The organism is Acinetobacter oleivorans DR1 (assembly GCF_000196795.1).
Lineage (GTDB): Bacteria > Pseudomonadota > Gammaproteobacteria > Pseudomonadales > Moraxellaceae > Acinetobacter > Acinetobacter oleivorans.
In genome coordinates this window covers 3,814,990-3,832,147 of record NC_014259.1, presented here as the reverse complement: position 1 = coordinate 3,832,147, position 17,158 = coordinate 3,814,990, and the positions used below count along the sequence as shown (strand labels likewise).

The 17,158-nt window shown below is 38.3% G+C and carries 17 protein-coding genes; 10 read left to right on the top strand and 7 right to left on the bottom strand.

The annotated features are described in order from the left end of the window. The first annotated feature begins 22 nt into the window (after window positions 1-22). Together AOLE_RS18020 and AOLE_RS18010 are read left to right on the top strand one after the other, a co-directional pair. A complete protein-coding gene (locus AOLE_RS18020; RefSeq protein WP_005301737.1) occupies window positions 23-388 on the top strand; it encodes a hypothetical protein in 366 nt (121 codons plus the stop codon). Window positions 389-603: 215 nt separating this feature from the next. Next, window positions 604-960, top strand: a complete 357-nt coding sequence (locus AOLE_RS18010) for a hypothetical protein (protein ID WP_013199104.1) — start codon at window positions 604-606, stop codon at window positions 958-960. Between the two features lie 44 nt (window positions 961-1,004). On the opposite strand, the gene AOLE_RS18005 is transcribed toward AOLE_RS18010, so the two are convergent. After that, window positions 1,005-1,490, bottom strand: coding sequence for a DUF4442 domain-containing protein (locus AOLE_RS18005; RefSeq protein WP_005301740.1), 486 nt, complete (start codon window positions 1,488-1,490; stop codon window positions 1,005-1,007). 117 nt (window positions 1,491-1,607) lie between these two features. Between AOLE_RS18005 and AOLE_RS18000 the strand changes: the two genes are divergently transcribed. From AOLE_RS18000 to htpG, 5 genes are all read left to right on the top strand, one after another. Then, complete coding sequence (locus AOLE_RS18000; protein WP_081399217.1) at window positions 1,608-2,486, top strand: alpha/beta fold hydrolase; 879 nt, start codon at window positions 1,608-1,610, stop codon at window positions 2,484-2,486. Window positions 2,487-2,587: 101 nt separating this feature from the next. Next, window positions 2,588-4,012: a Na+/H+ antiporter family protein gene (locus AOLE_RS17995; protein WP_013199102.1), complete on the top strand. Its 1,425-nt coding sequence runs from the start codon at window positions 2,588-2,590 to the stop codon at window positions 4,010-4,012. Window positions 4,013-4,341: 329 nt separating this feature from the next. Further along, window positions 4,342-4,926 (top strand): OmpW/AlkL family protein, encoded by a 585-nt coding sequence (locus AOLE_RS17990; RefSeq protein WP_023274335.1) that lies wholly within the window; start codon window positions 4,342-4,344, stop codon window positions 4,924-4,926. A gap of 189 nt (window positions 4,927-5,115) precedes the next feature. After that, complete coding sequence (locus AOLE_RS17985) at window positions 5,116-5,469, top strand: lysozyme inhibitor LprI family protein (protein ID WP_013199100.1); 354 nt, start codon at window positions 5,116-5,118, stop codon at window positions 5,467-5,469. Window positions 5,470-5,571: 102 nt separating this feature from the next. Beyond that, entirely contained in the window at window positions 5,572-7,491 is a 1,920-nt protein-coding gene (htpG, locus tag AOLE_RS17980; RefSeq protein ID WP_013199099.1) for a molecular chaperone HtpG, read from the top strand. 84 nt (window positions 7,492-7,575) lie between these two features. Here the strand turns inward: htpG and AOLE_RS17975 are convergent, their stop codons facing one another. From AOLE_RS17975 to AOLE_RS17965, 3 genes are all read right to left on the bottom strand, one after another. After that, window positions 7,576-8,472: a hypothetical protein gene (locus AOLE_RS17975; RefSeq protein WP_013199098.1), complete on the bottom strand. Its 897-nt coding sequence runs from the start codon at window positions 8,470-8,472 to the stop codon at window positions 7,576-7,578. Between the two features lie 125 nt (window positions 8,473-8,597). After that, window positions 8,598-9,740: a hypothetical protein gene (locus AOLE_RS17970; protein ID WP_013199097.1), complete on the bottom strand. Its 1,143-nt coding sequence runs from the start codon at window positions 9,738-9,740 to the stop codon at window positions 8,598-8,600. 360 nt (window positions 9,741-10,100) lie between these two features. Further along, window positions 10,101-10,802 carry a DsbA family oxidoreductase gene (locus AOLE_RS17965; RefSeq protein ID WP_004795074.1) on the bottom strand — a complete coding sequence of 234 codons (702 nt, stop codon included), beginning with the start codon at window positions 10,800-10,802 and terminating at the stop codon, window positions 10,101-10,103. 177 nt (window positions 10,803-10,979) lie between these two features. On the opposite strand from AOLE_RS17965, the gene AOLE_RS17960 reads away from it, so the two are divergent. Continuing rightward, window positions 10,980-11,738, top strand: coding sequence for a hypothetical protein (locus AOLE_RS17960; protein ID WP_013199096.1), 759 nt, complete (start codon window positions 10,980-10,982; stop codon window positions 11,736-11,738). Window positions 11,739-11,760: 22 nt separating this feature from the next. Here the strand turns inward: AOLE_RS17960 and AOLE_RS17955 are convergent, their stop codons facing one another. Then, window positions 11,761-12,126 carry a MerR family transcriptional regulator gene (locus AOLE_RS17955; protein WP_013199095.1) on the bottom strand — a complete coding sequence of 122 codons (366 nt, stop codon included), beginning with the start codon at window positions 12,124-12,126 and terminating at the stop codon, window positions 11,761-11,763. 71 nt (window positions 12,127-12,197) lie between these two features. On the opposite strand from AOLE_RS17955, the gene AOLE_RS17950 reads away from it, so the two are divergent. Both AOLE_RS17950 and AOLE_RS17945 read left to right on the top strand, forming a co-directional pair. After that, window positions 12,198-12,845: an RBBP9/YdeN family alpha/beta hydrolase gene (locus tag AOLE_RS17950; protein ID WP_013199094.1), complete on the top strand. Its 648-nt coding sequence runs from the start codon at window positions 12,198-12,200 to the stop codon at window positions 12,843-12,845. Between the two features lie 244 nt (window positions 12,846-13,089). Further along, entirely contained in the window at window positions 13,090-13,581 is a 492-nt protein-coding gene (locus tag AOLE_RS17945) for a hypothetical protein (protein WP_013199093.1), read from the top strand. A gap of 44 nt (window positions 13,582-13,625) precedes the next feature. On the opposite strand, the gene fadA is transcribed toward AOLE_RS17945, so the two are convergent. Together fadA and fadB are read right to left on the bottom strand one after the other, a co-directional pair. Then, window positions 13,626-14,798: an acetyl-CoA C-acyltransferase FadA gene (gene fadA, locus AOLE_RS17940; RefSeq protein WP_004795064.1), complete on the bottom strand. Its 1,173-nt coding sequence runs from the start codon at window positions 14,796-14,798 to the stop codon at window positions 13,626-13,628. 12 nt (window positions 14,799-14,810) lie between these two features. Continuing rightward, window positions 14,811-16,964 (bottom strand): fatty acid oxidation complex subunit alpha FadB, encoded by a 2,154-nt coding sequence (gene fadB / locus AOLE_RS17935; RefSeq protein ID WP_013199092.1) that lies wholly within the window; start codon window positions 16,962-16,964, stop codon window positions 14,811-14,813. Window positions 16,965-17,158: the final 194 nt, after the last annotated feature.

The window sequence follows — 17,158 nt, the reverse complement described above, 5'->3', positions numbered from 1 at the left end:
TATGAGGACTGGAGTAAATCTAATGAAAAAAATGATGATGATTGTGAGTGTTGGCCTGATGTCAACAACTTTGTTTGTTGGTTGCCAAAATGCAAGCCCAGAAAGTAAACGTATTGGTTCGGCTGCGATCGGTGGTGGTGCAGGTGGTGCTGTAGGGAAACATGTGGGCGGTAATATTGGCGCAGGTTTAGGAGCGGCTCTCGGTGCCGGCGTTGCAGCTAATGCAAAAGGATCTAGTAGTAAAACCGTGCGTAATAGTGCAATTGGTGCCGGTGTGGGTGCGGTGTTAGGTGGCGCAATCATTGGTGGCGATGCTGGTGCTGCTACAGGTGGTGCACTGGGTGGTAGTGCGGGCGCAGCTTATGAAGAGAAGAAAGGGAAGTACTAAAAGTATTCCTAATAATGTTTAAAATTAGAAGTCTTTAACCTGTTAGAGACTTCTTTTTTATGTCTTTTTTATAATTAAAATTTTGCTTGATGATCATAAATAGAAGAGCTTTACAAAATATCAATCGATTAGGACAGATGAATAACACAATCTGATCAAATTCCTCATAAAAGAGGATTATTCTTTTTATTAGAACAGGTAGTAGGAGTATGGCCATGAAAAAAACAATAGGATTAGTTTCTGCTTTAATGTTGTCTACGCTTATGTTTACGGGTTGTCAAAATATGAGTCCGTCTGACCAGCGTATTGGTGCAGCAGCAGCAGGTGGAGCACTAGGTGGTGGCTTAGGTAACCATGTAGGTGGTGGTGTTGGTGCAGGCTTAGGTGCAGCAGTAGGTGCTGGTGTTGGTTCAAATAGCCAAGGCGGTAGTAAGCAAACCACGACTAAGAGTGCGATCGGAGCTGGTATTGGTTCTGTGGTAGGTAAAGCAATATTGGGTGGTGACTCTGGTGCTGCAATTGGCGGTGCGATCGGTGGTGGTGCTGGTGCAGCGATTGAAGAAAAAAGATAACACAGTATTGATTGAATAAAATAAGCGCTTTTTAGCGCTTATTTTCATTGCGGGAAAGGTTTTGCTTTTTTACGTCTGATATAAAGCGTTTTTTTAACTTCGGCAATTCTTACCCCAGATTCATCAAAAATGTTTAGATGATAAGTTCTTAAAACAGGGTCGTAGTTTTCGGCAAGCTCACGTATTTGCTCAATCTCAGCTAAATCTACTCGAATGTCTGCATGTACCGTACTTCGACCTGGGGAAAGAAAATTAATTTCAGCAGCTTTATCCCAGACAATATATTTTGATCCGAGATGATGCAGCAGAATCATCATGTAAAATGGATCAACCATTGAATAAAGACTGCCCCCAAAGTGTGTTCCGACCAAGTTTTGGTTTTTCCAAGTCAGCGGCATTTTTACACGTACATGGCAAAGTTCTAAATTCATGATTTCAATATAAATCCCTGCACCACGATAAGGTGGGTAGTGATTAAATAGAAATTTTGAAATCGTAGGATTGTTCTGAAGTCTTCTTAAAATAGCCATAATAGTCAATTTTTTTTATTGAAATAGTATTCATACTAGATAAGTATCATCTTTTTTATATTGATGGCAATGCTCTATCCGACTAACGACATGATCGATTGAAAAACAAGATAGGAAATGATTATGCAGCCAAAAGTTCATACAGTAACAACAAGTGACCAACAAACCCTTTGTGCCAAAACATGGGGCGATGAAAAAAATACACCGTTGGTTTTAGTACATGGTTATCCTGACAATCAAGAAGTATGGGAATCAATCATTGAACATTTAATTAATGATTTTTACATTGTCACTTATGATGTACGTGGGGCGGGTTTGTCGTCTATACCAAAACGTATACGCGATTACCGTTTAGAGCGGTTATCTCTAGATTTACAAGAAGTGGTTGATGAATTATTACCAAATCGTCAATTCCATATGGCTGCACACGATTGGGGTTCAATTCAATCTTGGGAGTCGGTAACTGAGCCTAAATTTAAAGGACGGTTATTATCATACACAACCATTTCTGGGCCATGTCTTGACCATGCAGCTTTGTTTTTGCGTGATAAATTTAAATCTTCACCAGCTCAGATCCTAAAAATATTAACCAAATCTTGGTATATCGGTGCATTCCATCTTCCTTTGTTAGCACCAACAGTATGGTCTCTTTTTAGCCCTGAAAAATGGGGGAAAGTCCTGACTCAGCTGGAGAGAAAAAGTAATTTACCTTTAAATAATAATATTAATGCAGATGGTAAATATGGCATTAATTTATACCGAGCAAATTTTATTCCTCGTTTAACTGGCCCTCGTCAGCGTTATGCTCAATGTCCAGTTAAAGCCGTTATTTTAAAATATGATACTTTTGTGAGCCCTGAATATATTACTGAGGCTATGCCAAAGTGGGTAGAAAATTTTGAATATGTAGAGCTTGAAGCAAATCACTGGGCAATTCTAAGTGAGCCGGCAAAAATTGCAGATCATATTCGTCAGTTTATTAAGGCCCAAGCTTAATCATTGAGTGACTGCATAAAACTGTTAATTCGGCGATATTTTCGGCTTCATAGGTCTGAATCTGATAGAATGTCGCCTTTTGTTTTGCTCTGAATTTATTCATGAATGCTGTCGTTATTGCGATTGCAGTGATGTTTTTATTATCACTGGCGCGCGTTTCTGTCGTACTGACTTTAGTGGTTTCTGCCATTGTAGGCGGCCTCGTAGCAGGTTTAAGCCTTTCTCAAACCGTTGATGCCTTTAACGCTGGTCTTGGCGATGGTGCTGAAGTTGCACTTGCCTATGCTGTGTTAGGGGCATTCGCTCTGGCACTTTCAAAATCTGGTTTACCTGATTTACTTGCCCATAAACTGATTGGTTTGTTGGGAATGGAAGCTGGAAAAAGCCGCGAAACGAAAGTGAAATATCTACTGTTAGGTATTTTACTCATCGCTGCTATTTTCTCTCAGAACCTAATCCCAGTTCATATCGCCTTTATTCCTGTACTCGTTCCGCCATTATTACGGGTAATGAACCATTTAAAGTTAGACCGTCGCGCTGCAGCCTGTGTGCTTACGCTAGGTTTAGTCGGAACTTATATTTTTCTTCCGGTTGGATTTGGTGCAATTTTCCTTGAACAAATTTTGATGGGGAATATCAACAAAGTTGGCGCAGCGTATGGCTTACATGTAGAGCGTGGCATGATGTCAATTGGCATGGCTATTCCTGTTTTGGGAATGGTTTTGGGTACTTTGGTTGCTGTATTTATTAGCTACCGTAAACCAAGAATTTATGCTGATCGCGCTATTACACCAACTACAACGATTGATTTAGATAAACCTCTTCGTGCAACAGTGCAAGATGAAACAGCTGATTTAAAAGCGGATGCAGAAGAGTTAAAGCATGAGGCAGAGCAAGCGCCCGTAATTGCAAAGAAAACGATCTATATGGCATTGCTTGCAATTGGCCTGACACTTGCTGCACAGCTCTATTCGGGTTCAATGATTTTGGGTGGTTTAGTCGGTTTTGCTGTTCTCTCTACTGCTGGAATTTTTAAATGGCAAGATGCAGATGATGTCTTTGTACAAGGCATGCGAATGATGGCCTTGGTAGGTTTCATTATGATTTCTGCTGCGGGCTTTGCATCGGTCATGACACATACTGGGGATATCAATCAACTGGTCAAAGGTGTGGTTGAAATCATTGGGGATAATCGAGCACTTGCAGCTTTCTTAATGCTTTGTATTGGCCTATTTGTCACGATTGGTATTGGTTCGTCTTTCTCAAGTGTACCTGTATTGGCCGTTATTTATGTGCCTTTATGCGTACAGTTTGGATTTTCACCATTAGCGACGATTGCACTTATTGGGACAGCAGCCGCATTAGGTGATGCAGGCTCACCAGCTTCTGATTCGACCTTAGGCCCAACAGCTGGTTTAGGTGTAGATGGGCAACATGACCATATATGGGATACGGTTGTACCTACATTTATTCATTTTAATATTCCGCTATTAATTTTTGGCTGGATTGCTGCAATGGTTTTATAGATTTTTTATAAAATATTAAATTATTAACCTTCTTAATGATGATCTTTAGATTTAAATTAAGAAGGTTTTTTATTGGCTAAACAAAAAGATGTATTTAAAATAAATTATATTAAAATACTCAGAATTAAAAGTATATTAAAATAGTTGGTAATATAAAATAATCTTGATTAATAAGGTTGGAATAAAAACCAATTAAAATAGTTGGTTAATATATAATTTTATTTAAAACAATTATTTAAAAATAAATGATAAATTAATTTTATAATGTGTATTGCATGATTTTAAAATACATGTTTATTATAAATATAAATAAGTTTGGAGATATTAAAGTGTTCAAAAAAGTTTTGGTTGTTGCATTAATGGGGATGTCTTCTTTTACTTTTGCTGGTAACTGGCAAGTGAAATTTGGTGGTAGTGTTATTGCTCCTTCGGAAGATACGACACTTGCTGAAAACACTGTAGTTAAAGCAGATCATGAATATGCATTTACACCATCGGTAGAATACTTTTTTAGTCAATCTCCATTTTCGGCAGAGTTATTATTAGCAGCACCTGTTAACCATGATGTGTTGCTAAATGGAAATAAGGTAGCGAGTCTTAAACAGTTACCACCAACGATTACTGCTAAATATCATTTTAAAAATTCGACTCGTTTTACGCCATATATTGGTGTTGGTGCAACAGCATTTATTGCTTGGGATGAAGATGGCATTGTAAAAGATGTGAAAGAAGATTTTGGTGTGGCAGGACAAGTTGGTTTTAATTTCCAACCTGCGGATGCTAAAAACTGGGGAGTATTTGTAGATGTTCGTTATGCTGATTTAAGCCCAGAAGTTACTTTAAATGATGGGACTAAGTTTGATCTAGATATTAATCCATTTGTTTACACTTTAGGTTATAGCTATAAATTTTAAGCATAATAATAAATAGAAAAAATATAATAATAAACCTAGACTCAGGCACCTCACATATATTTTATGTGAGGTTTTTTTATAGTTTTTATTTGCACTAAAAAAAGCATAAAACAGACAGTTTTATACATATCTTATGCAATTTTTTTCCTAAACTAATTTCTATTCATTACAAAACATGGGAATAAAATCATGAACAAAAAATTAGCGATGTGTTTGGTTGTTTTTAGTGGTATTGCTTTTACACAGAGTTTGCAAGCCGCAAGTTTCTCATGTGATGCTGCAAAAACGAAAACGGAAAAAAGTATTTGTAAAAACCGATCTTTAAATGATGCTGATGTGAAAATGGCGACGACCTATCAAATTGTTCTGCATGCTTTACCAATGGGCGGGCGGGACAACCAAAAAGATGCTCAGCAACAATGGCTGAAAAAAAGAAATGCTTGTGCGGCTGGCGTAAGTTGTATTAGCAAAGCTTATCAACAGCGACAACAGCAGCTAGACGCGATATTGCAAGATAGAGTGTTAAGCCACGGTCCATTTTAATTAGAGTAAAAATTTTTAATATTCAGGATTGAAAAATTCTAGAAGTACTCCATTCATAAAACATTCGAGAACAAACAGACTTCAAAATTTAAGGAGTGATTTATGAGTGAACAAGCATCACAAAATTATAGTTTCCAAGCAGAAGTTGCCCAGCTTTTACATTTAGTGACGCATTCTCTCTATTCTAACCCTGAGATTTTCTTACGCGAGCTGATCTCTAATGCATCAGATGCATGTGATAAGTTGCGTTTTGAAGGAATTAATCATCCTGAATATTATGAAAATGATCCCGATTTACATGTACGAGTCATTCTAAATAAAGAAGATAAAACTTTAACGATTTCTGATAACGGTATTGGCTTAAATCAGCAAGAAGCGATTGATAACTTAGGTACGATTGCAAAATCGGGTACTAAAGATTTCATGTCAAAATTGACTGGCGATCAAAAAGCAGATGCTCAGTTGATTGGTCAATTTGGTGTTGGCTTTTACTCAGGTTTTATTGTTGCCGATAAAATTACCGTGGAATCACGCCGTGCAGGTCTAGATGCATCTGAAGGGGTGCGTTGGATTAGTGGTGGTACAGGCGAGTTTGAAGTTCAGCAAATTGATAAGGCTTCACGTGGTACCGACATTATTCTGCACTTGCGTGATGATGCGCTTGATTATTTAGAATCTTATAAAGTTAAGCAGATCATTAATAAATACTCTGACCACATTAGCTTGCCAATTGAAATGCAAAAAGAAGTTTGGCAAGAAGAAGAGGTTGCTGAGGGTGAAGAGCCTAAAGGCGGCCAAATGGTCAAAACTGGCGAGTGGGAAGCAATTAACTCAGCCAGCGCTTTATGGACACGTAACAAGAGCGAAGTGACTGAAGAACAGTACGTTGAGTTCTATAAAAACTTAACGCATGACTTTGAAGCGCCACTGGCTTGGGCGCACAACCGTGTTGAAGGTAGTACCGAATATACACAGCTACTTTATATTCCAAGTAAAGCACCGCATGACATTTTTACTCGTGAAGCCAAAGCGGGTATTAAGCTCTATGTAAAACGTGTCTTTATTATGGATGATGCGGATAATTTAATTCCAAATTATCTACGTTTTGTTCAAGGTGTAGTGGACAGCGCTGATTTACCACTGAATGTAAGTCGTGAGTTGTTGCAAGAAAGCCGTGATGTCAAAACGATTCGTGAAGGTAATGCACGCCGCGTATTAACTGTACTTGATGGCTTGGCTAAATCGGAAGATGAAAAAGACCAAGAAAAATTCAAGACGTTCTATAGTGAGTTTGGTTCAGTACTTAAAGAAGGCTTGGGCGAAGACTTTGGTAACCGCGAACGTATTTTAAAATTATTACGTTATGCGACATCAACAAATGATGAAGTAACAACTTCGTTTGCTGACTATAAGGCTCGCATGAAAGAGGGCCAAAAAGCTATCTACTATGTGACTGCTGACAGTTTAGCGGCAGCGAAAAACTCACCGCAGCTTGAGTTGTTCAAGAAAAAAGGCATTGAAGTATTATTAATGGCTGAACGTGTTGATGAATGGGCAATGAATTTTGTTCAAGAGTTTGACGGTACACCATTAAAGAATGTCTCTAAAGGTGCGGTTGATTTAGGTGACTTGCAAGATGCTGAAGAGAAAAAGGCACTTGAGCAAGCTGCTGAACAGTTTAAACCTGTTGTTGAGAAACTAAGTGACTCATTGAAAGCTAAAACGCAAGAAGTGCGTGTAACAACGCGTTTAGTTGATTCTCCTGCATGTTTAGTGACAAGTGAAGGTGAATTATCACCTCAACTTATTCGTATGCTTAAACAAGCAGGACAAGCAGTACCAGAAATCAAACCAATTTTAGAAATTAACCCTGAACACCCATTGGTGAAGAAACTCGAAAGTTCAGAACAGTTTGATGACTTGGCTAACGTCATTTTTGATCAGGCTGTTATTGCTGAAGGTGGTTTACCGGAAGACCCGGCAGCTTATGTAAAACGTATTAATAGCTTATTGCTGAAATAATTCAGTTTAAAAAAAAGCCTCTGAACTGTCAGGGGCTTTTTTTGTGGATAAAGAGAGAGTTATCCACAATTTGATAATTTCTGATTAAAAATTAGCTTCGAGATTCATTTGAACACTGAGCTGATGTTTCGAATCATCATCAATATGGTTAAAAAAGTTAAGGTCATTTTGCATAAAAAGCCAATTTCGCCACACAGGCTGGCGCCATGAAATATAAGGCCCCCAACTATTTAGCCGAATGTCGTTTTTGGTATATACGCCACCGCTATAAACACCGTAAGTAAGATGATTATCCTTTAAAAATTGATACTGCTGGAAAGTCCAATTCCCCCAACTATAATCTTCATTTTCACTCTTATTCACATTAAATTTATTAGCGAAAAGAGTATTGTCTTGCATTTTTTGCGTTAGATTTAGCGTTGTCTCGGTGTAGTTTCGGCTAGTAGAACCGTAGCGAAATACCTGTTCTGTATCCAAACTAATGTTATGTCTTAAATTCCATTTTTTCTTTGCCAAAAATTGTACATAAACATCGTTTTCTGAGTTTGAACCTAAATCAAGATTATTTTCAAAAGGCATCCAAGTTGAAATGGTGGCCCAGCTTGCACTCAGTGGATTAGTTGTCGAAACCTGTGTCGATGAGGTTTTCTTCTTTTTCTTACCGAAGGCCTTATAAGTTTGTTCAGGCTGAGTCGCACGTTTCCATAACGTATCATTTCCAAATACAGCCATTAGTTCTTGAATTAAGGTGACATCGGGTAAAGCATCATTTGTCTCTATTTCACAAGGAGAGAGTGAAAGTGATGGTCTTTTTACTTTAGTAAAACGCGTAGAAGAATAAGGATAACGCCGTGACCGTTGGTGCTTGAACGTATTATAAAAAAATTGAGTATGCGGAATTAAAGCCAATACGCCTAAACTATAAATACAAACTAAGGCAGCTGATTTGTATTGAAATGAAAAAGAGGAGAATTGATTCATTTTTAAGGAGAAGGAATCAAAAATAAAAATTAGAACAATACTTTAAAAGGCTAAGCTTAAAAATTTATTTAAAAGTATTTTATTATTCATCACCTTGGATGGGTTCCAAGGTGATGTTTGGCAGCTTAAAAAAGAGCTTCTAAGCGCAAGAAGGTGCTGACGAAATGGTTGCGATCTTCACGGTGATCATTAAAGTAATTTACATCTCCTTGAACAAAGAACCATTCACGTAAAACAGGTTGGCGCCATGAAACAAATGGTCCCCAACTATTTAAACGCAAGTCATTGTCGTTGTAATAACCACCTGTATAAATACCATAGTTAAAACGGTTATTTGCAAAGAAACTATGTTCACGGAAAACCCTATTTTCCCAACTTAGATCATCATCTTGATCATCAGCATAAGTTAAGCTGAATTGATTTGATAAAATCGGTTGATTTGGTCTGGCATGGGTAAGTTCAAGATTGGTACGTAAGTAGTTTTCGCTATCTATGCCGTAACGATAAATTTGCTCAGCATAAAATTTAAAATCATTACGGAGTTGCCAATTTCTTGATGCTTTTAAACGAACATAAATATCGTCTCCAGAACGGATACCTAAGTCAGCATCTGTTTCAAAAGGCAATTTTTTCGAGAAATCTGACCAACGTAAAGCAATAGAACTGTTGTCATCTCTCGTTTGTTTACCATTTAACTTCTTATTAGAGTCTTGATTTGGGTTTTGGTTAATATTGGCCGGACTGTTATTAAATTCGTTATCTAAAGAATCATCACCAAATACCACACTTAGACGTTTTTCTAGCGTTGGTAATTTAATCCTGCCTCGTATTCTGGGCTTAATTTCAAAATTATCGTATTCATTCCAATAGTTATCGACCATTACGCGGATGGTTGCAGTAGCTGGTTTCTGTGGATCGACTTCTCCAAACCAGTTATCAATTTTTTCAGAAGTACGATCGGCCCAATTACGAATTTTCTTTTGCTTACGGTCAACCCACGTTTGATCTTCTGTTTGTTCGGTAGGGGGAACAATAGGTTGACTAGACTGCTCTGGAAAAATGGTTGGGGTCGCATCTACCCAACGGGGGATCTGATCTAACAGATTTTCATCTGTTGTAGCTCCGGTTTGAACTCCAGATGACAAACCTTCTACTTGTTGGTTTTGAGAGGAAGAGCTCGTTTCTGCATGAGCAATGCATACCGAACCAAATCCTAAAGTTAAAAGTGCAAAAAGCTGCCGATAAGGCATTATGTGAAATGTTTTCATATCTATCTTTATGTTTTGTTGTTGTTTCCACTTTTGTTGATTTTTCTAATAAAATCAAGAGGACGACACAAAAGTTAAGTAAATTTAACTTTTTTTACATATTTGAAATAAATTAAAAAGTTTAAGCTAGTAGCGATTATTTTTAACCAAAAAAAATCCCCCAATTAAGGGGGATGATAGATCAAGGAAACTTCAAATTCCGATCATTAAACACATAAAAAACAGAACATTACAGCGCGAATATTCTAAGAAGCAATCATAAACTGATTTTAAACAATTAGATAGTTCTTTTTTTAGAACGCTCTATTGCTAAAATGGTGATAAAACATACGATTTCATCACATTTTCAATTGTGTTGATTTATTTCTGTGGAATATCACATGATTCATCATTACAAACAGCAGCATCATCTTGCTCGACCGCTTCAGCATTTGCTTTAAGTTGTGCTTGCTCTAAGACTTTTAAAAAGACGTCACGTGGTTGAGCACCTGCGAGAGCAATTCTTTGATCAAATACAAAAAATGGCACACCCGTAACATTTAACTGCTCTTTAGCAATCTTTTCGTCATGACGAACAAAGTCAGATAGCTCATTGGTATCTAATACAAATTCAACTTCCGCATTATCAAGGCCAATACGAGAAGCAATTTCTTCTACAACTTCACGCTCACCAATTGCTAGACCTTCGGTCATATAAGCATGGAAAAAAGCTTCTTTTGCTTGGTTGCCTAAGCCTTTGCTTTGTGCAAGGTGAATAATACGGTGTGCATTGAAACTATTGCCAGAATTCGCCTTTTGCCATTGGAAATCAATACCTTCAGAGGCAGCCATGGCCGCAATATTGCGTTCCATTTCTTCCATCTCTTCATAGGTACGGCCATATTTTTTAGCTAAACGCTCAGTGTTTGAAGTGTCATGTTTTGCTGGCGCATCAGGATCTAATTCAAAACTATGCCAGTGAATTTCAAGCTCAATACCTGCTTCCGCAGCTACATGTTCAAGGCGTTTTTTGCCGATATAACAGAAAGGGCAAACTACATCAGACCAGACATCAACACGCATGGGAGAATCTCATAAATTTTAATTACCCATCATAATAGGGATGATGCACAAAGATTTAAAGCTTTGAGTAGCGAATACAGTGTTGCGTATTGTGAAATAAATGGCATATAAAGAAGAATAAGCTCTATTTTATAACTATAAAGAGCAAAACTATAAGAAGGGAAATAGGAGGTGTGTATGCGCCGAGTTTTGATTGCGATAGCAAGTCTGATTGTTATCACAAGCATTGTTTTTTTCACCTATCAACATATCAAACAGCAGCAGGCCAAAGACAGTAGTCAAATGTTTGATGTCGTCATGACTGAAAAAATGAATCAGCTTTATGAACAAGCACAAGACTGGTCTAAACCCGTCGAGCTTAATATTCACGATAAACGGTTAGCAGGACACTATAAGCAAATTTCAGAATTTCTTTTAAGTTATTGGATTCAAAATATTAATGCACGAAATGCATATTTAAGAGAACTCAAAGCAGCCAAATGGGATACTTTTTTAAATGTTGAGCGTTTAGATCTTGATAAAAAGCAAAAGTTTGTAGAAACCGAGAAGATGTTAGCTGATGTCCGTATGGCTTCAGATCAGTATCAAACTGAATATGAAAAAATTCATAAAACTTTCTTAGCAAAGGTTCAAGAATTATCTGTTGATACAGAGATGAGACAACTCCTTGAAATGAAATTGGGAACTCAACAAAAAGCTGATCAAGATCATGCAATTTTTATGATTGAGCTACAAATTTTAGATAAAGCAGAAGAAATGTTTAAGCTTCTAAAAAATTATGAATGGCAGAAGAAAGATCAGATGATTCTTTTCCATGAAAATGCTCAGGTCAAAAAGTTTAATGGGCTTTACCAAGATGTTCTAAAACTGAATGCAAAAATTGAAAAAATTAAGAAAAAGAATGTAGCTGCACTCGAAGGAGATTTAAAAGAATAAGCGTGGCATGAGCATCAAAAAATTATAGTTTGGTGCTCTCGGCTTTTCCTTTGGTTAAAAAAGTTTGTAATAAACTTTGAGAAGTTTGTAGTTTGTTTAATTGTTCAGAAACATGCTTGAGTTCAGTTTGCAGTTTTTCTTGAACCACTGAGCACAGCGTAAATACGCGTTCATCTAAATCAAAACAAGGCAGCAAGGCTTGAATGTCTTTTAGGTGCATGCCTGCATCATTTAATATTTTAATTTTCTTAATATTTTCAATGTCTTTGTTTGTATAGCTTCGATAGTTATTACTTGCTCGATGAGGCTGTATAAGTCCTAAACTTTCATAGTAACGCAGCATACGCGGGCTGACTTTTGTGAGTTCGGCAACTTTGGCAAGGTTCATAAAATGGGGTTGACCTTAACAGTGGTGTCATAGTTTAGCATGTTTTTATCTTTCAAAATGGTACTTGTTCCATGATCAGAAAACTCATTTTATTGGTGTTATTCGGATTAATGTCATTTGTTGCAAATGCCAAAACACTTGAACTTCAGGAGAAAAACATGCGTCAAATATTTGTGCTTCATGGTTACTCTGCTTCTATAGATGATCACTGGTTTTTAGATTTAAAACATCAAATAGAAGATGAACATACGACTGTAACTCTAATTCCATTTCCAGATTCTGAGCATCCAGATGTGGATGCTTGGCAGAAGGTTTTAGACAAACAGATCCCGAGTGTGGATGAAAATACCTATTTTGTTGCACACAGTTTAGGGGTAATTACGTTACTGCACTTTTTACAAAAACATGATTACCAGAATATTGGTGGAATGATTTTAGTATCTGGATTTTCTGGTCCAATTTCAGACTTTTCTCCACTCGATGCCTATATAACAAAAAGCAAAGTCGATACGAACTACTTTAAGGACATAAAGAAAAAGCTGGTGTATTTATCTGATAATGATGATTTGGTTCCGCCAAAACTGACGATTGAATTGGCGAAAGAAATTGATGCGCCGTACATTACTGTTCCTAATGGTGGGCATTTTTTAGGAAGGGAAGGTTATACGACGTTTCCACAAGTCGTGAATTCTTTAAAAGAGATGTTAGAGAGCAAATAAAATTTATAAGATAAATCGCACTCTATAATCTGAACATTTTTGTTCAAGTTGTAGAGTGCTTTATAGAGTGCAGTTTTAATACATAGAAGAACCGTACTATTACATTAAAAAATTTAATTATATTTACCGTTTATCTGAGCATTACTGAATCAAATTCGACTTTGTTGTAGCCTATTTATAGATACTTTTAATTTAATCATCATCTTTTTAATTTGAATAGGGTGAGTGATTTTTGGAGCAAGTTATGAACTTTCTAAAACAATCAGCCTTCATTGCTGCATTTGCTTTTATGGGTTTACCGACTGTTCAAGCAGAAGAAGTGGCTACTTTACCAACAATTCGCGTTATGGCTGAATCTGAGCTACGTGAAGAGGTAGGATTTGTACCCTTCCAAGAAGATAAAAAAGTGCGTCAGGCTCTGCAACATCATGAGTATAAAACGCATTACGATATACAAAATGCTTTAGTCCCTGAAGGCATGACTACAGTAGATTATCAGCCAGTCATGGCACAACCTGATTTGTCTCAACTTTCTCCATTCTTACAACAATACATTTTAGCGGTAGCGGGTGGAATACAGTCTTCTGATCCAACCAATGGTATCTTTGTAATGTTAAAAGATTTGAATATTAATCGAAGTAATGTCGACGCTTATCGTGAGGGTACGATGAAAGTGAATATTCAAGATATTAGAGATTTACAGAAGAAAATCGAGAATGGTTTAGCTGGTCGATAAAAAAATCCCCGCATTGAGCGGGGATTTTTTTATCTTGGTGTTAATTAAACACGTTCGATCACTGTTGCAATACCTTGACCAAGGCCGATACACATGGTCGCAAGACCGATTTGAGTATCTTGTTGTTCCATTACGTTTAACAGCGTAGTGGTGATACGCGCACCAGAACAGCCTAGTGGGTGACCCAAAGCAATTGCACCACCATTTAAGTTAATGATGTCTTGCTTGTCATAAATACCTAAGCCTTTCATTACTGATAAGCCTTGAGCAGCAAATGCTTCGTTTAATTCGATAGTTTGAATATCAGCCATCGTTAAACCAGCACGTTTAAGCGCTTTTTGAGTTGCTGGAACTGGACCGTAACCCATGATTGCAGCATCACAACCTGCAACAGCCATAGAACGAATCACAGCGCGTGGTTTTAAACCTAACGCTTGCGCGCGCTCAGCAGACATAAGCAACATTGCAGAAGCACCGTCAGACAACGCTGAAGATGTAGCAGCAGTTACCGTACCGCCTTTCGGATCGAATACAGGACGTAGTGCTTTGAACGACTCAAGGTTTGCATCTGGACGAATTACTTCGTCTATGTCACAAAGGATTTTAAAGCCATTTGCATCGTGACCTTCAACACCAACGATTTCGTTTTTGAAACGACCTTCTTGAGTTGCAGCCCAAGCACGGCGGTGAGATTCAACACCAAATGCGTCTTGCTCTTCACGGCTAATGCCGTTCATGCGACCTAACATTTCAGCAGTTAAGCCCATCATGTTAGATGCTTTTGCATAGTGTTTAGATGCTTCTGGGTTTAGGTCGATGCCGTGCATCATACCTACATGGCCCATGTGCTCTACACCACCAATAATGAAGATATCACCTTGGTTAGTTGCAATCTGTGCAGCAGCAGTATGAAGTGCTTGCATAGATGAACCACAAAGACGGTTTACAGTTTGACCTGCTACAGTTTTTGGTAAGTCAGCCAATAAGCCGATGTTACGACCAATGTTCATACCTTGTTCTAAAGTCTGATTTACACAGCCCCAGATCAGGTCTTCAACTTCATTGGTGTCAAATTGGTTACGAGCAACGAGTGCACGAACTAATTCAGCAGATAAGCTGTCAGCACGTACATTGCGGAACATACCGTTTTTGGTTTTACCCATTGCAGAACGTACGCCATCAACGATGACAACGTCACGTGGATTTAAAGTAGCCATTCACGTTGCTCCTTAACCGTAGAATTTTTTGTTGTTAGCAGCCATGTCACGCAACATTTGTGGCGCTTCATAAGCCTTACCTAAGTGTGCATATTTGTCGCAAAGCGCAACATATTCAGCAACACCTGTCTGGTCGATATAACGACATGGACCACCACGGAATGGAGGGAAACCTACACCCATAATCATTGCCATGTCTGCTTCAGCAGCAGTTGCAACGATGTTGTCTTCTAAGCAACGAACTGTTTCGTTACAGAAAGCAAGCATCATGCGGTCAATGATTTCTTGGTTATCAAACTCGCGTTTTTCACCCGTTACGAAAGGAGCAATGATTTCATACGCTGTTGGATCAACAGTTTTTGCTTTCTTGCCTTTCTTATCGAGTTCGTATTTGTAGAAACCAACGTCATTCTTTTGACCAAGACGTTTAGCTTCGTACATTGCTTGGATTGAACCTTTGTAGTCTGGCTTCATGCGGTCTGGGAAACCTTCAGCCATGACTTCTGCACCGTGTACACCAGTGTCGATACCAACAACGTCGATGAGGTAAGCAGGACCCATTGGCCAGCCAAACTTAGACATTACATTGTCAACTTGCTGGAAGTCTGCGCCGTCTTTTACAAGAAGGTCAAATGCACCAAAGTAAGGGAACAATACACGGTTAACCAAGAACCCTGGGCAGTCGTTTACAACGATTGGTGTTTTACCCATTTTTTGAGCAAGAACAACAGTAGTTGCAATCGCTTCTTCAGAAGTCTTTTCACCACGAATGACTTCTACAAGCGGCATCATGTGAACTGGGTTGAAGAAGTGCATACCTACAAAGTTTTCAGGACGTTGTAAAGCTTTCGCTAAACGTGTAATTGAAATTGTAGACGTGTTAGACGCAATAATCGTGTTTTCACGAACATGCTTTTCAGTGTCTGCAAGAACGATTTCTTTAACTTTTGGATTTTCTGTAACCGCTTCGATCACGATGTCGACTTCTTTAAACTCATCGTAGCTTAAAGTAGGACGGATACGTGCAAGGGTTTCACCCATTTGCGCAGGTTTCATTTTCTTACGTTCAACTTGTTTAGTTAACAAGCTGTTCGCTTCTGACATACCTAGTGCAAGTTGTGGGTTACCAATATCTTTCATGATAATTGGAGTGCCTTTGCTTGCCGCTTGGTAAGCAATACCACCACCCATGATACCAGCGCCAAGTACAGCTGCTTGGTTTACAGGGTGAGCACCTTTTTCATGTTTTTTAGCAGTTTTCTTAACAACTTGGTCATTGAGGAATAAACCAATCAATGCACCAGCTTGTGGAGTAATCGCAGCTTTTGCAAAACCTTCAGCTTCAGCTTTTAATGCTTCGTCACGCGCAAGGCTTGCACCTGCTTGTAATGAATCAAGTAATAATTTTGGAGCAGGGTATTGAGCAGGATTTGCTTTAGCAAGTACAGCACCTTTTGCTGTGTTGAACGCCATCATTTGTTCAAGTGGGTTCAATTTTACAGCATCAAGTTTTTCTTGGCGTTTCGCTTTCCAGTTCAAACGACCAGAAATTGCTTGCTTAACTAAGTCAGTTGCAGCTTCAAGTAATTTATCAGCAGCTACAACCGCATCTACAGCACCATCTTTTAGTGCAGCAGCTGGTTTTTTAGGAGCAGCCATCGCCATCCATTCAACCGCGTTGTCGATACCAATAAGACGGCTTAAACGTACGCTACCGCCAAAACCTGGGTAAATACCAAGTTTAATTTCTGGTAAGCCCACTTGCGCAGCTTCTGACATCACACGATAGTCACACACTAAACACATTTCAAAACCGCCGCCTAACGCCATACCGTTAATAGCAACAACTTTTGGAATTTCTAAATCTTCAAAGCTATTGAAGATTTCGTGAACAGGCATAAGCCAGTCAACAATCGCTTTTTCGCCTTGAGCGAAGTTTTCACCAAATTCGGTAATGTCTGCCCCAACAATAAATGTTGATTTGCCCGACGTAACAACTAAGCCTTTAATATCATTATTTGCTTTTACCGCAGCAATAGCAGCTTGGAAATCTTCAATTGTTGCACGGTTAAATTTATTGACCGACTCACCTTGTAAGTCAAAGCGGAATTCTGCAATTCCGTCCGAAAGCATTTGGACGGTAATGGCATTGCCAGCGTGGATCATGCCTGATCTCCTTGGTTTTGGAGGACTTCTAAGTTGATGTTATGAAGCGTGTGCACAGCTTTGGTACACATTTATGCTTCGCTAATCTTACGATAACTATATCTAAAAAAAACCTGACAAGTTGTATCAAGCCGTGACGCAAGGGTCATCTTATTTATTATTCAATTCATCTGTATTAAATTGCATAAAAGAAA

Coding starts and splice junctions, on each gene's coding strand:
- AOLE_RS18020 (WP_005301737.1), top strand. CDS start 23: ATGAAAAAAATGATGATGATTGTGAGTGTTGGCCTGATGTCAACAACT.
- AOLE_RS18010 (WP_013199104.1), top strand. CDS start 604: ATGAAAAAAACAATAGGATTAGTTTCTGCTTTAATGTTGTCTACGCTT.
- AOLE_RS18005 (WP_005301740.1), bottom strand. CDS start 1,490: ATGGCTATTTTAAGAAGACTTCAGAACAATCCTACGATTTCAAAATTT.
- AOLE_RS18000 (WP_081399217.1), top strand. CDS start 1,608: ATGATTATGCAGCCAAAAGTTCATACAGTAACAACAAGTGACCAACAA.
- AOLE_RS17995 (WP_013199102.1), top strand. CDS start 2,588: ATGAATGCTGTCGTTATTGCGATTGCAGTGATGTTTTTATTATCACTG.
- AOLE_RS17985 (WP_013199100.1), top strand. CDS start 5,116: ATGAACAAAAAATTAGCGATGTGTTTGGTTGTTTTTAGTGGTATTGCT.
- htpG (WP_013199099.1), top strand. CDS start 5,572: ATGAGTGAACAAGCATCACAAAATTATAGTTTCCAAGCAGAAGTTGCC.
- AOLE_RS17975 (WP_013199098.1), bottom strand. CDS start 8,472: ATGAATCAATTCTCCTCTTTTTCATTTCAATACAAATCAGCTGCCTTA.
- AOLE_RS17970 (WP_013199097.1), bottom strand. CDS start 9,740: ATGAAAACATTTCACATAATGCCTTATCGGCAGCTTTTTGCACTTTTA.
- AOLE_RS17965 (WP_004795074.1), bottom strand. CDS start 10,802: ATGCGTGTTGATGTCTGGTCTGATGTAGTTTGCCCTTTCTGTTATATC.
- AOLE_RS17960 (WP_013199096.1), top strand. CDS start 10,980: ATGCGCCGAGTTTTGATTGCGATAGCAAGTCTGATTGTTATCACAAGC.
- AOLE_RS17955 (WP_013199095.1), bottom strand. CDS start 12,126: ATGAACCTTGCCAAAGTTGCCGAACTCACAAAAGTCAGCCCGCGTATG.
- AOLE_RS17950 (WP_013199094.1), top strand. CDS start 12,198: ATGATCAGAAAACTCATTTTATTGGTGTTATTCGGATTAATGTCATTT.
- AOLE_RS17945 (WP_013199093.1), top strand. CDS start 13,090: ATGAACTTTCTAAAACAATCAGCCTTCATTGCTGCATTTGCTTTTATG.
- fadA (WP_004795064.1), bottom strand. CDS start 14,798: ATGGCTACTTTAAATCCACGTGACGTTGTCATCGTTGATGGCGTACGT.
- fadB (WP_013199092.1), bottom strand. CDS start 16,964: ATGATCCACGCTGGCAATGCCATTACCGTCCAAATGCTTTCGGACGGA.